This is a genomic window from Carboxylicivirga fragile, from assembly GCF_050589805.1.
Classification (GTDB): Bacteria; Bacteroidota; Bacteroidia; order Bacteroidales; family Marinilabiliaceae; genus Carboxylicivirga; species Carboxylicivirga fragile.
In genome coordinates this window covers 25,831-45,339 of sequence record NZ_JBNGOY010000049.1, presented here as the reverse complement: position 1 = coordinate 45,339, position 19,509 = coordinate 25,831, and the positions used below count along the sequence as shown (strand labels likewise).

The 19,509-nt window shown below is 36.5% G+C and carries 16 protein-coding genes; 5 read left to right on the top strand and 11 right to left on the bottom strand.

From position 1 onward, the window contains the following. Positions 1-291: 291 nt before the first annotated feature. The 4 genes from ACRD7B_RS18455 to ACRD7B_RS18440 form a co-directional block, all read right to left on the bottom strand. Positions 292-1,278, bottom strand: a complete 987-nt coding sequence (locus tag ACRD7B_RS18455; RefSeq protein ID WP_430826107.1) for a type II toxin-antitoxin system HipA family toxin — start codon at positions 1,276-1,278, stop codon at positions 292-294. Continuing rightward, positions 1,275-1,604: a HipA N-terminal domain-containing protein gene (locus ACRD7B_RS18450; RefSeq protein WP_430826106.1), complete on the bottom strand. Its 330-nt coding sequence runs from the start codon at positions 1,602-1,604 to the stop codon at positions 1,275-1,277. The genes ACRD7B_RS18455 and ACRD7B_RS18450 overlap by 4 nt, the downstream gene beginning before the upstream one ends. After that, positions 1,601-1,822 (bottom strand): helix-turn-helix domain-containing protein, encoded by a 222-nt coding sequence (locus ACRD7B_RS18445; protein WP_430826105.1) that lies wholly within the window; start codon positions 1,820-1,822, stop codon positions 1,601-1,603. The genes ACRD7B_RS18450 and ACRD7B_RS18445 overlap by 4 nt, the downstream gene beginning before the upstream one ends. A gap of 519 nt (positions 1,823-2,341) precedes the next feature. Then, on the bottom strand, positions 2,342-3,469 hold the full coding sequence (locus ACRD7B_RS18440) for a Fic family protein (protein ID WP_430826104.1): 1,128 nt from the start codon (positions 3,467-3,469) through the stop codon (positions 2,342-2,344). Positions 3,470-3,922: 453 nt separating this feature from the next. Between ACRD7B_RS18440 and ACRD7B_RS18435 the strand changes: the two genes are divergently transcribed. The 5 genes from ACRD7B_RS18435 to ACRD7B_RS18415 all read left to right on the top strand — a co-directional run bounded on the left by ACRD7B_RS18435 (position 3,923) and on the right by ACRD7B_RS18415 (position 9,744). After that, complete coding sequence (locus ACRD7B_RS18435; protein ID WP_430826103.1) at positions 3,923-4,762, top strand: AraC family transcriptional regulator; 840 nt, start codon at positions 3,923-3,925, stop codon at positions 4,760-4,762. A gap of 135 nt (positions 4,763-4,897) precedes the next feature. Beyond that, positions 4,898-5,797, top strand: coding sequence for a glycyl-radical enzyme activating protein (locus ACRD7B_RS18430; RefSeq protein WP_430826102.1), 900 nt, complete (start codon positions 4,898-4,900; stop codon positions 5,795-5,797). Positions 5,798-5,915: 118 nt separating this feature from the next. Beyond that, complete coding sequence (locus ACRD7B_RS18425) at positions 5,916-8,078, top strand: pyruvate formate lyase family protein (protein WP_430826101.1); 2,163 nt, start codon at positions 5,916-5,918, stop codon at positions 8,076-8,078. Between the two features lie 12 nt (positions 8,079-8,090). Next, positions 8,091-8,516, top strand: a complete 426-nt coding sequence (locus ACRD7B_RS18420; protein WP_430826100.1) for a hypothetical protein — start codon at positions 8,091-8,093, stop codon at positions 8,514-8,516. 181 nt (positions 8,517-8,697) lie between these two features. Further along, the gene (locus ACRD7B_RS18415; protein ID WP_430826099.1) at positions 8,698-9,744 is read left to right on the top strand and encodes an NAD(P)/FAD-dependent oxidoreductase; all 1,047 of its coding nucleotides are present in this window, start codon (positions 8,698-8,700) and stop codon (positions 9,742-9,744) included. Positions 9,745-9,806: 62 nt separating this feature from the next. On the opposite strand, the gene ACRD7B_RS18410 is transcribed toward ACRD7B_RS18415, so the two are convergent. The 7 genes from ACRD7B_RS18410 to ACRD7B_RS18380 all read right to left on the bottom strand — a co-directional run bounded on the left by ACRD7B_RS18410 (position 9,807) and on the right by ACRD7B_RS18380 (position 19,507). After that, positions 9,807-10,883 (bottom strand): M20/M25/M40 family metallo-hydrolase, encoded by a 1,077-nt coding sequence (locus tag ACRD7B_RS18410; protein WP_430826098.1) that lies wholly within the window; start codon positions 10,881-10,883, stop codon positions 9,807-9,809. Positions 10,884-11,081: 198 nt separating this feature from the next. Continuing rightward, on the bottom strand, positions 11,082-12,014 hold the full coding sequence (locus ACRD7B_RS18405) for a response regulator transcription factor (protein ID WP_430826097.1): 933 nt from the start codon (positions 12,012-12,014) through the stop codon (positions 11,082-11,084). Positions 12,015-12,093: 79 nt separating this feature from the next. Further along, the gene (locus ACRD7B_RS18400) at positions 12,094-12,570 is read right to left on the bottom strand and encodes a hypothetical protein (RefSeq protein WP_430826096.1); all 477 of its coding nucleotides are present in this window, start codon (positions 12,568-12,570) and stop codon (positions 12,094-12,096) included. A gap of 627 nt (positions 12,571-13,197) precedes the next feature. Next, entirely contained in the window at positions 13,198-15,342 is a 2,145-nt protein-coding gene (locus ACRD7B_RS18395; RefSeq protein WP_430826095.1) for an ATP-grasp domain-containing protein, read from the bottom strand. A gap of 13 nt (positions 15,343-15,355) precedes the next feature. Continuing rightward, positions 15,356-16,201: a mechanosensitive ion channel family protein gene (locus ACRD7B_RS18390; protein WP_430826094.1), complete on the bottom strand. Its 846-nt coding sequence runs from the start codon at positions 16,199-16,201 to the stop codon at positions 15,356-15,358. Between the two features lies 1 nt (position 16,202). Next, complete coding sequence (locus ACRD7B_RS18385) at positions 16,203-16,778, bottom strand: glutamine amidotransferase-related protein (RefSeq protein ID WP_430826093.1); 576 nt, start codon at positions 16,776-16,778, stop codon at positions 16,203-16,205. Between the two features lie 509 nt (positions 16,779-17,287). Further along, entirely contained in the window at positions 17,288-19,507 is a 2,220-nt protein-coding gene (locus tag ACRD7B_RS18380; RefSeq protein ID WP_430826092.1) for a GH92 family glycosyl hydrolase, read from the bottom strand. Between the last annotated feature and the right edge of the window lie 2 nt (positions 19,508-19,509).

The following is a 19,509-nucleotide window of genomic DNA, read 5'->3' as shown; positions in this document are numbered from 1 at the left end:
CATCCTCCGTAGTTCGTTCCTCACTCCTCCATATCTGCCACCCTTGCTCCACTCGCAGTCGGCTCGACCCGCCATTCCACCGCAATCCGCCTACGTTAGCTCATCCACCGCTCTTCGAGACGGTTCCTGAGCTTGCCGAAGGACTTCTTGCGCTTCCATCCCCCGATCCCAATCGGGGCGCTTGCCGCAGGCGCTTGAACCTATCCTCTGACACCCAAACATCTCAAATCAATTATCTTGATTATGAACATGCTGCACTTGAAATTTTAGAAGTCTATTTCAATCTTACAGTTATTTCCTGCTTAACTTTTTTAATCGGGTTAAATACGCCTGTTCATAGTTTCGTTGCAATTTATCAGACAAATAAGAGTGGCTAATTAAACGAAGGACTTCATCCTTTTGGGAAGTTAGCTGAGTAAAAATAGCATCAATCAGCTTTGTTTGTATTCCAGACATCTCCCCAAGCTTATAAAACTGTTCATTCACTTTTCCTTTCGCTTGTGCTGGTGGTAATAAACCATCATCAAGAGCAAAATCATTATCATGAATATGGATGCGACTATTTAGTAAATCGTAAGCTGGACTCAATTTATAGTCTCCAAACTCAGTTTGTATGAGTGAGAAGTTTTTAAAGTGTGCATCACCATTGGAAAACAAGTAGTTAAATAATATTATCTTTAGGAGCTTAGGAGCTTCGATATTGTAGGCTGGAACGAACTTTTTCATTATCTCAAATAATTCAAAATAGCTTCCAAGATATTTATAGTTTGTTCCATGCGTTTGTGGTGTTCTTTGCGCTAGTGCAGCAAAATCTTCCTGTGCCAATTTAGTATTGTCATCTCTGACATCAAATCGCTTAGTAATATAAGCTGGTTCTCCATTATTAAAAAAAACAAGTGCGTTCTCAGCTGTTTCTATATTAAAAACTTGTCTGGCTAGTTGCATCGTTAAATGCTCGTTGGCTGGCATCATTTCAGGATGTTTACCTGCATCAGGTTTAGGTTTAAGTATGTATTGTCCTTGTTCACCTTCATTAATGAGGCGTAATTTGTTTTTGTCCAGCAAAACGGAGAACTTTTCCTGGACACCAGAAATAGACATCCTTTTTCGGTTATCCTCAAACAGTTCATTAGTCATTTCGTTTGTGGCAGGCGACTCATAAGATAGTAGATGACTAACCTTTTTCCCTTTAAAAACTCGTTTTAAAGCGGTTGATGAATAGGTTTTATTCCCTTCTTTTAATGTGCCGGGACAATTTTTGATATCAGGTAAACTCATGCATCAGCAATTTTAATAATTCTAACAGCTCCAATTGTGTCATAGTTAGCAATAGTTAGCAATAAGCCAAAATGATCTTCTTTATCAATACGCATGGCGTGGCAAACTACTTGTCTATTGGTTCCTTCCGGCAACATATTATAGAAAAACGGAAACAAATAATCGGATTGGTATTCTTGCTGATTTTTTGGCAGCGTTAGACTAATAGATGGTTTGTCTGAGGCATTAAACCATGTATCATGGTATCGAAACACAAATGTTCCATTATCTAATTGGGTAATCAAACCTGCCTCCTCATTCTTATAAAGAACCTTAGCTTGTCTCATTTACCAGGTCTTAATTGTTTTACTTGCAATGTGAGTTCTAGACCTAGTGCATCAGCTAATTTACTAATCGTTTGTAAGGTCGGATTACCCTTCCCACTTTCAAACTGTTTCAAGGTTCTAAGACTTACTCCAGAAAGTTCTGCTAGCATTTCTTGGTTGACCTGTAACATTTCTCTGCGAACTTTAATGGTTTTTATTAACTCTAAAAAGTGCAACATAATGCTCTATTTTCCTCAAATGTAAAGAATAATTCAATTCCTCCCAAGAAAAGAGCATTAAAATGCACTTTAAGTAATATTCTGACTTTATAACACTGTCTTATATTATAAAAGTGCATTAAACTACACTATTAAAAACAAAAATAACATAACACGCTTCAATCTCAACCTTACTTCACACCAGCTCTTCACATCGAACATCACAAATCTCACATTCACGGTTGCTGAACGAAGTCGAAGTAAGGTTACCGAGAAAGTCGAGGTACGCCTTCAAATCCTTAAACGAAGCTCTCCCAGCCTGACAAATAGTAAAGGTCTCCCGATAAAGTGCCACTAATTCCGTTCCTCCATAAGTGGTCACTAATATGCGGGATCGAGTGAAAATGATATTTCTTGATAAGGTAGAGCTTTGGAATCAACAAATATCATCCTCAACCTTGACTTATTTGACAGTCTGAAAAAAAGTGGTTTAAGCCTTTAAGGCTGGGATTATATTTGAAACACTATTTATCAAAGGGCTTATAACTTAGGATTATCAACTGCTAAACCTATCAGTTCATAATTCGTACTTCTTCCTCCCGAAGCTTTTTTCTGAAAAATGCCTTTGCTTATCAGGTCGTTAATATCCCTAACCGCAGAATCTTTTGAACATTTGGCAATTTTGGCCCATTTAGATGAGCTTAGTTTTCCGTCAAATCCATCAATTACCATATTAAGTAATTTTCTCTGTCGTTCATTCAGAATGGTATCCGAATGCTTCTGCCAAAACTCAGCTTTAAATAGAACTTTCGTTAAAACGGAGTCGGTTGATTGAAGAGAGTTAATTAAACAAGTTAAAAACCAAACAATCCAATCTGTAATATCCAAACTGCCTTTTTGTGTTTTTTCCAACATTGCATAGTACTGTTTCCGTTCATTCCTAATTTGCGCTGACATACTATAAAAGCGTTGATTACTCTTATCCGATTGAGCAAGCAACATATCTGTTAATGCCCGGGTAATTCTTCCATTTCCATCATCAAAAGGATGAATAGTTACAAACCAGAGATGGGCTATAGCAGCTTTAATGACCAAATCTATTGTTGTATTACCATTAAACCAATCTAAAAAGTGAGACATCTCACTTTCTATTATTTCCGAGTCAGGAGCCTGAAAATGAACTTTCTCTTTACCCATTGCACCGGAAACAACTTGCATAGGGCCAGTTGTATCTTTTCGCCAATCAGCAACAGTGATTTTATACATACCACTTCTTCCTGTTGGAAAAAGGGCAGCATGCCAGTCAAATAATCGCTCCGCTGTCAATGGTTTAAAGCAGTTTTGGGTAGCATCCAGCATCATCTCAACGACACCTTCAACATTTCTATCAGATTCCACCGAGCCAGCTATTACCATCCCCAATCGACGAGCAATCGAAGAACGTACCTGATCGGGGTTTAAGAACTCCCCTTCAATTTCTGATGACTTTAATACATCAAGCGTCAGTGTATCTAGCAAAGCTTCATTTCTTAAGTCAAAGCCTAAGGTCTGCATTTTTCCGATAAGCCTACCTTGTAAGTTTCTGGCTTCACTCAACAAGTTCAAAATGTCATCATTGCTCCAGCTAAACTCTGGCCAATTATCTAATTGATGTATAAAAGCTTTCATTCGATGCATGTTTTGCAACGAAAATACACATTATTTGTCGCAAATTCAATTTTTTGAATTTCATTTGCTCAACATAATCGGAACTTGCAGCAACCCTCTTTAGATATTCTTTAGACAAAACAATGCCCAATAAAACTGCAGTTGAATAGCCTTTGCTTTGCTCATATTTAAATGATGAAATATCGACAAAATGCGCAAAGTCAACGCCTTATTTTTAATTACAGAAATAAGTTTGTTTTGAATCTGATCCACTCCCAAACGTATTTTAAATCTAAATTACCTACCTGTTATTCATTAATACCTTAAAACCCTCATAAATATACACCAAAAGCATCAAAATCTTATTGACTAATCAACAAACATTATATTTAACAAGAATCTATTCTAAACTAATATTAATAATTATGCAATAAATCTTAACTTGCCATTCCTTTGTTTTGAAAACAATAAAAAATGGCGGATACACATTTTAAACTTAATGCCTTTCTCGATAATGAAAAAGAAGCTTTTCATGTGGCGCGTACTACGATAAGTTCGCAGAATGATTTACGCATGCATAAGCATGGCTTTGCCGAAGTATTTTGGATAAAATCAGGTCGTGGCATTCATGTTATTAATGGAAATGAAATCCCCATTGAAAAAGGTACTTTATGCTTGGTTCGCCCAGAAGACAATCACACTTTTAAACTTTCAAAATCAAAGGATAATCTGGTAATTACCAACATTGCATTTTACAAAGAAAGTCTAAGCTGCTTCAGAAATCGCTATTTTCCAAATAGTAAATCCTACTTTTGGAGTACTGATCAATTGCCTTTTACAGTGCTTCTCGACACCGATCAACTCAATGAGCTTTCGGCTATTACTGATCGACTTCTAAGTCAATCACGCAATTATTTGAATCTGGATTCAATCATGATTCACATTTTTAAATTAATTAGCAAAATTGAAAGCAATCAAGAACATCTACCCCATTGGCTCGCTTATGCATTGGAGAATTTTGTGACGCCTGAGTTACTTAAAGAAGGAACACCCGCTTTTGTGAACCTCACACAACGTTCCGTTGATCACGTAAATCGTGTTTTAAAAAAACACCTTAAACAGACACTCACGGAAACCATAATAAAAGCACGTCTTCAACATGCCAGTCAGCAGTTAATCATGACTAACTCATCCATTAAATCAATTTGCTACAGTTGCGGCTTCGATTCCATTTCCTATTTTTATCGTACCTATAAAAAGTACACTGGACTTACACCCGCCGAATATCGAAAAAAGAATCACAAAGTTTTTTAAGCAGAATTGCTTTAATCTTAGCCAACTCCGTAGAGACATCGCCTCAGGGCAACTTTTTATATATTCTGCCCAATAGTAATTTTTTCCTATTCACTCCATAGCAGGTAGCTTTGTAAGGAACCAATTTACAAGTGAATGCAGGGAATAATTACCAACATACAACGCATGTCAATTCATGACGGACCAGGCATCCGAACTACTATCTTTCTCAAGGGATGCAATATGCGATGTAGATGGTGCCACAATCCTGAAACCTTTTCTCAGAAAGAAGAACTTGAATGGATTGCAGATAAGTGTATCAATTGCAAAGCCTGCCTACCCGTTTGTGATAGTAAGGCACTATCAAACGATGCAGGAATAGTACAATTCAATAAAAAACAGTGCACAGCCTGCTTTGAATGTATTAATCATTGTTTTCCCAACGCACTTCACAAAATTGGAAGAACAATAAGTCCGCAGTTGCTGGTTGATGAAATTAAGCAGGACCTGCCCTATTTCAAAGAATCAGGAGGAGGTGTCACCATTTCCGGTGGCGAACCTATGCTTCAGGCAAAATTTACAGAGGAAGTATTTAAGCTCTGTAAGCAACAATATATTCATACGGCTATTGAAACTAACCTGCATTGTCAATGGTCGCATTATAAGGAAGTTCTTCAACATGTTGACCTGGTAATGGCCGATCTTAAAATGATTACTAAATCTGATCATATAAAGTGGACCAGCGTAAACAACGATTTAATACTTGAGAATATTAAGCTGCTAGACAAAACCGGAAAGCCTTATTGGCTACGAACACCTGTTATTCCTAATGTCAATGACTCAATACTAGAAATTGAGCAAATTGCAGCATTTGTGTCTGAACTTAAGAACATTGAAAAATTTGAACTATTACCATTTCATCCTTTAGGAGCAAACAAATACAAAAACTTGGGAATTGATAATCCATTTCAGAATGAAAAAGGTCTCACAAATAATGACCTAATAAAATACGATAGCATTCTTAAGAAATATAACATTGAAAAAGCAATCGACTAAAAAAACAATCATATGAAACGAGCCATGAGAAAAGTTTTCTCACACAGGGGAATGACTATTGTGGCGAGGTACGATAGCTATCGTACCATGTGGCCATTGAAAAATAAAATATAGACACATGAAAGCACTTGATAACTTTAGATTTCAAAAAAGGATTGATGTTCTGAAAAGGAAAAAACTAGCTCAGACCAAAACAAAAATTAAAATAGAAGGCTTACTAGACGAAGATGATTATGGTCGTGTTGTTCCTCCTGAAAACGGATGGAAGAGTATCCATAATCATGCCGATGGATCGTTTTACGGTTTAGATGGGTGGACAAATAACTTCTGTAATCTAATGGAGAATCATGAGGTTTATATCGATCCCAATGATGCCTTTGCAGGCCGCTGGAGTTATTTCATGTCGCGAATGCGTTCAAACAAATGGAACCCCGATTATCCATATGATCATCTGCAAGAGAACATTGATAAATATGATATTATTTCAGGCATTGGCGATGATGCACACTTTGCTCCCGATTACCAAATGGGCGTTAAGCTTGGCTGGCAAGGTCTACTTGATAAAATAGAAACTTACCGGAAAATAAATACATCACCCGAACAACAAAAATTCTACAAGGCACATGAACGTGCCATAAAGAGCATTCAGGTTTGGATAAGAAATCACATTAAGGCCATACACCAACTGATTACTCTTGAACAAGATCCCCTTTTGCTTGAGAATCTCAATGAGATGCTTCAGGTCAATGAGAACATTCTATCCGCCCCCCCACAAACATTACGCGAAGCATGTCAATGGATTATTTGGTATCATTTAGCCTCACGTACCTACAATCGTGACGGAGCTGGTGGACAAATTGACACCTTGCTTCAGCCATTTTATGAAAAAGATTTGGCCGAGGGACGAATAGATCAAGACAAAACCGTTTATTATTTGGCCTGCTTTCTGATAAACGATCCTATTTACTGGCAATTGGGTGGCCCCGATAAAGATGGTAATGATCAAACATCTGACATATCCTATTTAATCCTCGAAGCAGGTGATAAAATAAATACAGCACTTAATATTACGGTGCGTGTTCACGATGGCATGGAGGAACAATTGTTTAATCGCTCCTTGCATTATTTGATTAAGAATAAAAATGCCTGGCCTCGCTTTTCAGGTGATAAATCCTTGGTTGATGGCTTTATGAAAAATGGTTTTGATGCCTCAACAGCACGTCAACGTATTGCCGTCGGTTGTAACTGGATGTCGTTACCAGGCATGGAATACACCATGAATGATTTGGTAAAAGTAAACATGGCTAAGGTGTTTGAAGTAGCTTACAAGGAGATGATGGATAATAAATCACTCGCAAATAGCACAAGTGATTTGTGGAATCGGTTTGAATCACACCTTAAACTTGCGGTTGAAACTGCTGCCAATGGAATACGCCACCACCTTAAATACCAAAAATACAATGAACCTGAGCTCATACTTAACCTTTTGAGTCATGGCCCAATTGAAAAAGGACTAGATGTTGCCGATGGCGGTGCCAAGTATTACAATCTAGCCATTGATGGCGCTGGATTAGCTGTTGTGGCAGATTCATTAGCTGCCTTGGAGCAACGCATTGAAAAAGAAAATAAGATATCATGGGATGAAATTAATTACCACATACAATCTAATTTTGAAGAGGCGGAAGGTGAGCGCATTCGTTTGTTAATGAAAAATAGTGATCGCTACGGCCAGGGAAACTCTTTAGCTGACAAATGGGCTCATAAAACACAATTAATTTTCTCCGATTTTGTTAGACTGGAATGCGATGCAAAGAAACAGCACCTTTTTATTCCCGGACTTTTTTCATGGGCCAATACGGTTGGTTTTGGTAAAGCATTGGGTGCAACACCTAATGGACGGAAAAAGCACGAACCTATTTCGCACGGTGCCAATCCAAATCCAGGATTTACAGCCGATGCTGCTTCTTTGGCAATGGCATCTGCCATAGCACGTGTGCAACCAGGTTATGGCAATACCGCACCTATGCAGTGGGAAGTGGATCCTAGTATGGCCAAGCAGGAACATGCTGATTTAATCGGATCCATTATTAAAGCACATTTTAAAATGGGTGGTACACTCATCAATGTGAACATCATGGATAAAGAAAAAGTATTGGATGCCCATAAAGACCCAACTAAATACCCGGAATTGGTTGTCCGAATAACAGGATTCACGGCCTATTTTTCAATGCTAACTCCTGAATTCCGTCAATTAGTTGTTGACCGCATACTCGAAAGCTAAACTGAACTAACTATGATAATCGACAAATACGAACATACTAAAGAAGGCTATAATCCATATTTAATAACGCCTACCTGGCAAGTTGCACAGTTAAATCATGCGCCCGAGGAAGAGTTAGAAGCCATTGAACGATTGGACATTCATCACAAAACAGATGAAGCCTTTTTTTTGGTTGAAGGGAAAGCCGTTTTGATTGCAGCTAAACTAGACCAAGACGATATTAAATATGATCTTCAGTTAATGAAACCAGGCATCACTTACAATATTCGTAAAGACGTATGGCACAACATTGCCATGTATAAGGGTTCTAAAGTATTAATTATTGAAGATGCCAATACTCACCTTCCCTTGCCGGATGGCGATTATGAGTTTCATTATCTCAATGAGGATGAAAAAAAGGATCTTCATCAACAGGTGAATCAACTCTTAAACAACTAAACTATGGAAATAAATATAATTGGCGGAATGTTACTGGTTATTTTAGCTGGTACTTTTTCTGGCACCTTTGCCATACCTTTTAAATTTAATTTAAACCAAATACATTTCTCATAGTTATAAAGCATGGGTAATAACGACATTTATGTGTTTTACCTTGTATGCATATTATTATAGCTATTAAATGAAGGAAAAAGAGCGGATTATAATTGTAGGTGCCGGTTTAGCAGGTATTTGTTTGGCTTACCAACTAAGCAAACGCCATGTGCCCGTTACCATAATAGATAAGGGTAAGAATTGGAGTTCGAAAATTGCTGCAGGTTTAATAACTCCGTTGGTTTTTAGGCGAATGACAAAGAGTTGGATGGTAGACGATGTTATGGAATACCTAATACCGTTTTACACACAGTTAGAAGAAGAAACATCAAGCAAATTACTGATCCCGTTAAATATCAGACGCTTATTTTCGTCGGAGCAGGAACGTGGGTACTGGCTTAAGAAGCAAGAACAAAATGAATTTAAACCCTACATGCATTCCATCAACAAAGATGATGAAACATATAATCTAGCCAAAAATCCTTACGGATCGGCAAGAGTAAAATCGGCTTACTGTGTTGATGTCGCCACATTTTTTAAAAAGATGGAAGCTTGGTTAAAAAGTAATGCCAATTTTCTTCGCCAAGATTTTGACTATACAAAAATTGAAGCCGATAATTATAAAGGCATAACTTATTCTAAGATTATTTTCTGCGAGGGATTTGAAGTACGCAATAATCCGTTTTTTAAGGAACTACCTGTGGATCCCACAAAAGGACAAACTTTAAAAGTTGAGATGGAAGGAATACCTGAACACGAATCATTGAATCGCAAATGCTTTATCCTGCCTTTAGGCAAGCAACAATTTAGAATTGGTGCGACTTACGAATGGCACAACATTAGCACCAACACTACAGATGAGGCCAGAGAGGAACTCTTAAGAAACTTAAAGTACATTACCGATATTGAACCCAAAATTATAACTCAGGAAGCTGGTGTGCGCCCCACCGTTAAAGACCGAAGGCCAATAATGGGTCAACATAAAAGCGAAAAAAAATTGTATATCTTTAATGGTTTGGGAGCAAAGGGTTATATGCTGGTACCACTGCTAGGAAAGCAATTTTGCGACTATTTACTAAACCACGCCCCATTAAATCCTGAGCTTAACATTCAACGATTTTATCTAAAACAGTAGCAAAGAAGGCTATGCCCAAATTCGAACATAGCCCCCATTGTAATAATATTTGATCGTATTATTTATAACGAAGATAAACGTAATAACTCAACCACCATGGCTAAAGCTTTCTCCATATCAGTGATATAAATATGCTCATCTGTTGAATGTTCGTTACGCGCACCAATGCCAACAACGGCCATTTCAATACCCATATTATTGTAGATCGAAGCATCGGTAAAACCAGTCATAAAAGTAGCTTTAGCATCTATGCCAACCGTTTTTAAGGCTTTTTTCGATTGAGAAACCGTAAAGGCATCCTCCGGAATATTTACAGCCTTACACAAGTTATTCTCATCTATTTCAACACTAGCGCCAACTGATTCTACTTCACGAATAATGATTGCTTTCATTTCCTCAGCCAACTTAGCCGCTTTATCGTGAGTCAGGCTTCGGCATTCTGCTTTAAACACCACATGGTCAGGCACCCCGTTTCTAACGATTCCTCCTTCAATAATGCCCACATTGGCTGTGGTTTCTTCGTCAAGACGACCTAGTCTTAAAGCAGTAATTGCTTTTGAAGCAGCAAGGATGGCGTTGATTCCTTTCTCAGGCTCCATACCTGCGTGAGCAGCTTTACCTTTAACAGTAACATCAAAGGTAAAGTATGATGGTCCACCTATGATGATAGTATCTAAAGTATCGTTATCTAATAAGAAACCTTTCTTAGCGGTGAGTAAGCTATAATCAAGATTCTTAACCCCAAATAAACCTATTTCTTCTTCACGGCAAATGGCAACTTCAACAGGCGGACGAACTTCAGCAATTCTTAAAGCTTCAAGCATTTCAGCAATACCAGCTTTATCATCGGCTCCTAGTATGGTATCGCCTTTTGAACGAATAACACCATCCACAATAATAGGCTCTATGCCTACTCCAGGCTTAACCGTATCGGCATGACACGAAAGTAAAATCGGATCTTTACCTTCACATCCAATAGCCGGTAATTTAGCTACCAAATTGCCATAACTATCCTGTTGAGTTGTGGCTCCCAGTTTCTGGAATTCTTTTTCTAAATAGTTTATGAAATTGGCCTCGTTGCCCGATTCACTATCTATTTGAACCATTTCCATAAATTGATCTATCATTCTTTGTGACATCTTGTAGATTTTTAGTGGTTTTATTTTGTTTTCTGATGCGTCTCAAATATAAGAGCTTTATAAGAATGTAGCTATGTTTTATACGCTTACATACTTATGATATTTGTCAGCGAAGAATTAGAGCTTTCGAAAGAAATAAGGAATTATAAGCCTTAGCGCACTTATACAGTGAGCTAAAGCGCATGTTACCACACATTATTATTTTATGCTCGTAATCTCTTTTCTTGACTTGATATTTAACTTCGAGTAAATACTGCTTACATGAGACTTTACTGTACTCAAGCCAATATTTAGACCATTAGCAATTTCTTGATTTGTATCTCCTTGCTTAAGTAATTCAAATACTTTTCTTTCCTGAATACTCAATTTCTTGATATTTCTATTTGGATCTAGCCAAAGTCTTCCAAGAAATAAACCTATCACCGCTATGGTTATGGTGAAAACAACAATTAGAAAAATAAAAATGCTGTTACTACGCTTAGGAAACTTTCTTACAAATGAACTTAAGTAAGTATTATCCTCATTCTGCCATTTATTTACATATGAATCATAGAAATCTGCATTTGATTGGTAATTGGATTCAAACTTGCTTTTATAGATGGCATACAGTCCAACTAAAAAATTACTTGAAGTATCTGCAATTGACAATAAATCATTTTGTAATTGTTTTTCAATCAGTAATCTTTTTGTCGCAGTACTCCCACTAGCAATGCTATCAGAAATAAAAACCATATCACTGATTTGCTGAAAAGCATTATTCACTCCTGAGTTTTTATAGATTATCTTTTTAAATGGCGGATATGTGGATAAGCTTGTAAAATCAACTTTTGAAGGATGATTTAAAATAAAGAACAAATGGTTTTCATCTTTTCCGCCAATAATTAGTGTAGCTCGTGTATCGCCCTTTTTTGCAAGATGTAATCGGTACAGGTTTTCTCCTTTTGGCAAATAATCAATTTTAAATTCAAAATAACCTAGACTATCAATGTAAGTCTCAGCTACTATCATTTCATTTGACATTAAATACATGTCATCATATGTTGGAATATAGGAAATATAAATTTTTGAATCCCATGAATCATCTATTGACAATTTCCCAGAAATTACAGAATTACCATTTGCCTGTCCCATAATTAGGCAAGGGTTATGAAAGAGATAAAACAGTAACAATACAATAAAACGATTAAGAAAAGGGATGGTCATATTTATCTTATTCATTAATAACTGTAACTATTTTAACATCTCCTGTTACATCTTTCGGTATTATTTTCACTCTCCAATTACCAGATTGAGGTTCGTTTATAGCTTTTCGAATATTGCCATTGACTTGCTCCTTCTTCTTTGATTGTAATTGGGTCTCAATTGTGTAGTTTCCTTGCTTTGTATTATTTGGATCATATAGTTCTATGGTCAGTTTACCATCTCTAACTGAGCTACTAATCACTAATAGCAATTGTTGGTCTTTTTCTTTGATTTCGATAAAAACTTCTTCCGTTTTTGAATCATGTTCCAATTCAATCGTTCTTTCCATGTCCACCTTGGTTCTGGAACCCTGAGGTGAAAAAAAAATCTTTTCTTTGGCATTATAATCCTTACCTGAAAAAAATGCCTCTTCTTTAGTCTGCCCTAATGCCGTTAATGAAATAAATAAGATTCCAATAATTAGATAAGATGTTCTTTTTTTCATAATTCATTTTTTAAGTTTAACAATTTTCAAACAAATCTATTGCTAAACACTTGAGTAAAGAAAAACTTATAGGTTGAAAAAGGTCTGAACAAAGTATGAAAAAGGACTTGCCCCATTATATCTCACTGTCTAACAGCCCTATCATAACTGCTTATTGATTTTTCGTAGATAAAGCGCATTAACTATATTTATCTTGTCATTTGATCTTCATTAGCATAAAACTAATATTTTTTAAACAAATCCCTACCAATTAAAAAACGAAAACCACAACTTATGCAGAATTAAAAGGAGATGAACAGATGATCCATATTACCTAAGTAAAACAACTCCATCACGATAGTTATCGGGGGAGTTGCATATAATTCATTAGTCGGATACTAATCAATATTAATTAGTAAAAGTAGAAAGTTGCTGTTATGCCCTGCTGGCATCTATACTGGAAGCCTCTAAAATTAATAAAATCCCACTTCGGAATGCTGCTTACCTCATAGGAATACTTCCAGCCTATTATTCTTTTACAAAGACCTAGTTGTTAATTTGAAGAATCGGTATTGCAGACTCATTGGACAGATTTGAAGACATTAGTGCCATACAAGTCGGCCAAAGAGCCTGCAATTGACATTACTCTTAAGCTTTAAGAATAAGCGATAATAATAAAGCTCGTTCGATTATACTATGCCTAATGATTCGTTCATTTTCTGAAGGCAAAAATTCGCCAACAGGACCTAGGCCGTCAATTTTTGCAATCTCCTTTTGTATATGGCAGATGTCAGCTGAACTCCAACGATGTTCTTCTGTTATTCGCACATCAATTTTCTTAGCTATTGCTTGTACGCTTTTATAAAATTCTTTTGAATTCTCAGACGCTGTCATTGCCGGACGCTTTAAACCTCCTTCAAATTGAACCTGGTATATTTTACTACGTTTTTGTTGTGTCAAAATCTTCTGAATCTTCGATTCAATACCGGCTAAAATATCAGGTGAATTATGGCGAACACTAATACCGGCTGAACCATAGGCATACATTTTGAAAATATTACTTTTAAATTCAATATCAAATGGAGCAATAATGTTATTTCTGTCGTTTCTTGAAATATCCGTAATAGCTGCCAGAGTTTTATTGAAATTCATGGCAGTACTCGAAACATTTTCGGGACTATCTTTTTTCAAAAGCTTTGTTTCGAAGCGAAATAGGGCAGAACCAGAACGAGAAAGTATTAATCCTCCTTTTTTTGATGAGCCACTTAATGAAATGACTTTATTGGCCTTTTCTGATTTTTGTTGAATTATTGCTTTAGAGTAACGTCCATCAATAGTAGAGTCGGTTACCAGTAGGATGCCAATGTTTAGTTTTTTTAAATTACGGGTAAACTTTAGTGCTTGCAAAGCTGAAAGAAGTATAGCAATTCCGCCTTTATTTTCCCAAATACCTGTTCCTTCCAGGTATTGTTCATGCTCATGAAAATTTTCATGTTTGGCTAATTTTACTCTATTGTCAATGGGCTGAACAATTAAATACTCAACCTCAGGATTAAAAGAATTTGAAAAATACATGATATTACCCACCTCTAATTGAGGGTATATTTCTTGGGTAAAACCTAACTGGCTAAGCTCGGTACTTAAAAGGTTACTGCAATAATTAACGCCTTCAACATTTCGCACATGCGTATCGGTATCTACTAATATTTTTAAGAATTTTTCCGTTTGCTGTTGCCTTGTTTTTATAAAAGTACGCATGCGAGCTGTTTGCGATACTTTTCCTTTTTTATCGGACTCCGCATTACTTGGTAGCGTATTTGTGAAATACCTTACGGATGCCACATCGAGCATTTTATTTACCAAAGATTCATAGTTATAACCAGCCACTTTTGCTGCTGCAGGGTATGAGCCTGATTCGCCCATACTTGCCATGGAATTTATTTCGAGCAGATAAATGTTATCCTCCTCATCAAGTCGGATATCTACTCTGGCAAAATCACGAAGGTTTAAGGCTTTAAAGGCATCAACACTTATTTTTTGCATTTTTTCGGAAAGTTCAGCTGAAATATTGGCTGGACAAACTTTTCTCTTAGGTTTGTGCTTTTTATCATCTACGGTTTGAATAGCATCCGGGTCACCATCTAAATCAATTTCTAATACAGGAAAAGTTTCTACTGGTGAATTACCTAATAAACCAACACAAAACTCTCTTCCTCGAATAAATTGTTCCACTAAAGCTTGTTGTGAAAACTCCGTAACAATAAAGTGTACCGCTTCACGTAAATCTTCTTGATTGTAAACTACCTTTAATCCAAAAGATACACTTTCCATTTTTGGTTTTACAATTACAGGGAATTTAACCGATTCCATATTTTCCTCAGGCGTATTAAAAACCCAAAAATCAGGTGTTGGTAAATTATTGTTCTTCCAAATAATTTTTGTTAGTATTTTATCAAGGGCTAAGGCATGTCCTGATGGAGATGAACCAACATAAGGCAAGCCCAACATTTCAAGCATGCTAGGAATATGCGTATAACGGCTTTCGCCCTGAATACCATAGGCCATATTGAAAACCATGCCCATCTGTTCCCCTTCGTTAACACTTGGCATGAAATTTTCTAAGCGTTCTATAATCTGTTTATTTCCATCCAATACAGCAACATTATGTCCTGCTTTCTCAAGACTTTGAGCAACTTTTTTAACTGTATTTTCATTATAGAATTCTTTGTTTTGCATTCCAAAGGTATTGATTACCCCATGAATGTCTTTATTGTATATTAAAGCTACTTTCATTTCTTTATTTGTTTTACTGGTGATTATCTAATTCCTTATTTTTATGCACGATTGTTCTGTGCGGGTATGGGATAATGATACCCTCTTCGTCAAAACGTTTTTTAACTGATTCATTCATATCGCAGTTAATAATAAACGCGTCGTCGTTGCATTTCGCCCAAACATATGCCCGTATGGTTACGCTATATTCGCCTAAGCGGATCACTCTTGTAATCACCATAGGTCTATTCTCTTTAATATCTTCTTCAGAACGGTTGTCATGAACTAATGGATGTTTAATTGCCTCCTCATAAATAATCTTTTTGGCTAAATCCATATCTGACTCATAGCTTATGTCAAATTCAACAAACTTCTTAATTTTTTCGTCAATTAAGTTACTATTAACTATTGTTTCGTCGCTTATTACTGAGTTAGGTATTATAATACGACGATTCTCATAATTACGAATAATAGTATGGCGAAGTGTTATTTCTTCAACAATTCCTTTATTAATGGTTCCAATTTCAATTACATCGGTTACCCTAAAAGGCCTAAAAATAAGAATAAAAATGCCTCCAATTATATTGCTAAAAGCCTTTTGTGAAGCAAAACCAACAATTGCTGCAAAAATACCAGCACTTGCAAATAATGCTTTACTCACCGATTTAAGCGACGGGGTTATAAAGAATATTGCAATTAAGGCAGCCGTATATATGACAAAAGAAATTGAGTTTTTAAGAAATGAGAAATTGGTTGGATCAACATTCACACGCCTAGATTGACGCTTAATAAATATGCTCAACAGCTTTCTAATTAAGGTAGAAATAACTTGTGCTCCAACTATTATTGCCAAAACCACCAACCAATATCTCCAGTCCATTTTATATAATATTACAAAGTTTAAGAAAGTTTTTGACCATTATCATTCCATCTTCGCCCGATACTTCAGGGTGAGACTGAAACCCATAGATTGGTTTGGTTTTGTGCTTTATTATTTCGTGTAAGCATGTATCAGAAGTTCCGATGCTCTCAAAAGCAGATGGCAATTCTGAAACATGAAAAGAATGCCTCTTAACCAATGATACTTCTGTTTTATCGAGACCTTCGAAAATTGGATCTTCTGGTTTAGTTATAGTAATTAGCTCTTTCTTACCATGATAATCAGGTAATTTTTTAATTCTTCCACGATAACCCACTGCAATTATTTCGTGCCCTAAACAAAATCCTAAAACAGGGACATTAAAATTCATTAATGCTACATAATTTGAAGTAAGGTTCAAAGGCTCATAAGGATTTCCTTTACCACCAGATAGAATTATTCCCTTTATCTTGGCTTTAGCCGATAGGGTAATTGGCTGATTGTGATCAAAAAATACATAGTCGAAATCTTGTTCGGCTAAGTATTGGCGCTTGAATTTCTTAATAAACGCACTTTGATTATCGATAATTAGCAACATATTAGTTTCGTTTAAACTACTTATTTTTAAAGAATTGTCGTTTTATTTTAAGTACGGCATCTATCAAGTTGGACATTTTTAATTCAAAAAACTAATATTACATTCTAGTTTTATTAAAAGCCATTAATAAACTTCGAATAAGAAAAAATACAATTCTTTAATCGCAATGAAAATTTGAACAAAAAATAGGGAACCACTTTTATCAATCGAGATTTATTATTCCATGTAATTGAAGTTATTTGACATATAAGAATAGTGGTCAAGAAATATGTTCCCAAACTTCGGAATAATAAAATATCAGCCCATTTATTTAAGGATTGAAATGGTTTAAACACAAAAAAATATCGGGATAAATATAGATTAAAATTTGAATTAAATAATTGTTTTAAAAAAAAAATAAGATACGCTGAGTGGTAATAGAAATCTATTGAAAAACGAAATTATAGAATATAAAAATAGGGAACCTAAAATAGATCCCCTAAACTTAAAATATACAGATTGTATTTAATCTAATACGTATCACCTAGTACAAAATGCAAATTACCACCTTCCATAACTTGCTGATGAGTGATTGTTAGTTCATCCAAAGGTTTATCATTGAATGTTACCGATTGAATGTAAACATTATCCTTACCATTCAAATCAGTGCTCACCTTAAACTCCAAGCCATTGCTCAAATGAATAGTTGCTTCTTTATGCAAGGGTGAAGTAAGTGCGTAAATCCCATCGGCCGGATTAATCGGATACATACCAAGCGAGGACATGATGTACCAGGCCGACATCTGGCCACAATCTTCGTTACCACAATAGCCATCTGGCTTATCGGTGTATTGCTCATTCAGAATCTGACGAACCAAGTCCTGCGTCTTGTGAGGCTGTCCCAACTGATTGTACAGGTATGCCACATGATGACTAGGTTCGTTACCGTGGGCATATTGCCCAATCATACCTGTTGAAAATATTGGTAACACATCATCAGTCTCTCCTTTATATGTGAACATTGAATCGAGCTTGGCCACAAAAACATCTTTATTCACTTCATCGATTAAACCTTCAATATCGTGCTGCACATGCCACATGTATTGCCATGCGTTACTCTCGCAAAATAACTCAGAATAGTCTCTTGGTACAAAGTCTTTTATGAACTTACCTGCTTTATCCTTCGGTCTGAAGAATGTGGTAACAGGATCGAGTAGATTCTTCCAATTATCGGCCCTATCCTTAAAAAAGAGGTAATCTTCTTCATGCCCCAGTGCCTTCGCAAAAACAGCGATACACCAATCATCGTAGGCATATTCCAATGTTTTAGATACACTCCAATGCCCGTGGCTATCGTCATCGGATGGAATGTAACCATACTTTTTATAATCGGGCAAACTCCAGGCATCACTCATAGCGGTTTGCTTGCAAGCATCATAGGCCATTTCTGCATCCATTGATATACCTTTAAAATAAGCATCAACAATAACAGGCACAGCGTGGTAACCTATCATCATATCAGTTTCGTTGCCCGCCATTGTCCAAACAGGTAGTAAACCCGTTTCCTTATAATGACTCATAAAAGAAGCCACCATGTCACTTACCTTATCGGGCACTAAAATAGTATACAAGGGATGAGCTGTTCGGTAAGTATCCCAAAGTGAGAAGGTATCGTATTTATCGTATCCTACCGCTTGGTGCATCTCACCATCAGCTCCTTTGTACCAACCATCCACATCGGCATGTAAGGATGGTGTTAAGAAACAATGGTACAAGTTGGTATAAAATAGTTTCTTTTGGTACTCACTGGCTTCAATGCTTATGGAACTCAATTGTTTATTCCATGCTTCATCGGCTTGCTTAACAATGGCATCAAAGTCCCAAGCTGGACACTCTGCTTCCATGTTTTTTTGAGCAGCTTCAATGGAATGAGATGATAAGGCTACTTTTAGTAATACTTGCTCATCAGCTTTGGTATTAAAAGTGATTTCAAGTTTTGTTTTTTTAGCCTTAGCCGATTTCTTTTCTACCTTAAGGGTATTCTCATAAAAATCAATGTTCTTAATTGGCAATGATGTATTAATGACAAAATGCTCCCGCTGATCGGGTGCCCATCCGGTTGAATATCGGTATCCAACGATGGTTGTTTCATCTACCAGTTCCAGATAGGTTTCTGTTGGATCGTCCCAGTTAAGTGAATAACCCAGATCAACCAATATTTTTGAATCCTCATCTTCCGGAAAGGTATAACGGTGCATACCCACACGCGGCGTTACGGTTAGTTCTGCTTTAATGCCTGAACTTAATAAATCAACCGAGTAATAACCAGGTTTGGCAAGCTCTTGAGAATGACTGAACATTGAGTACGGTCTATATTCCGTGTCACTCTCAATTAGATTCTCAGTAAACCTGCTGTTATAAGGCATTATCAGAATATCGTATAAATCTCCCGCTCCCGTTCCTGTTAAGTGTTTATGACTAAAACCAGCGATGGTCGAATCTGGCCAAAAATAACCAGCTATTCTGTCCCACCCTGGCAACCCATTGTCGGGACTTAATTGAACCATTCCGAAAGGCACAACAGCTCCCGGGTATGTATTACCTGGTCCATCTGTTCCAATAAAAGAATCAACATACTTTGTTAGAACCTCATTCTCAATATCAGATTTAGATTCCACTTGACAGGAAAACATCATACCAAGGGTAATCGATATTAAAAGAAACGCCACTATCCGAGATTTATTTTCCATTA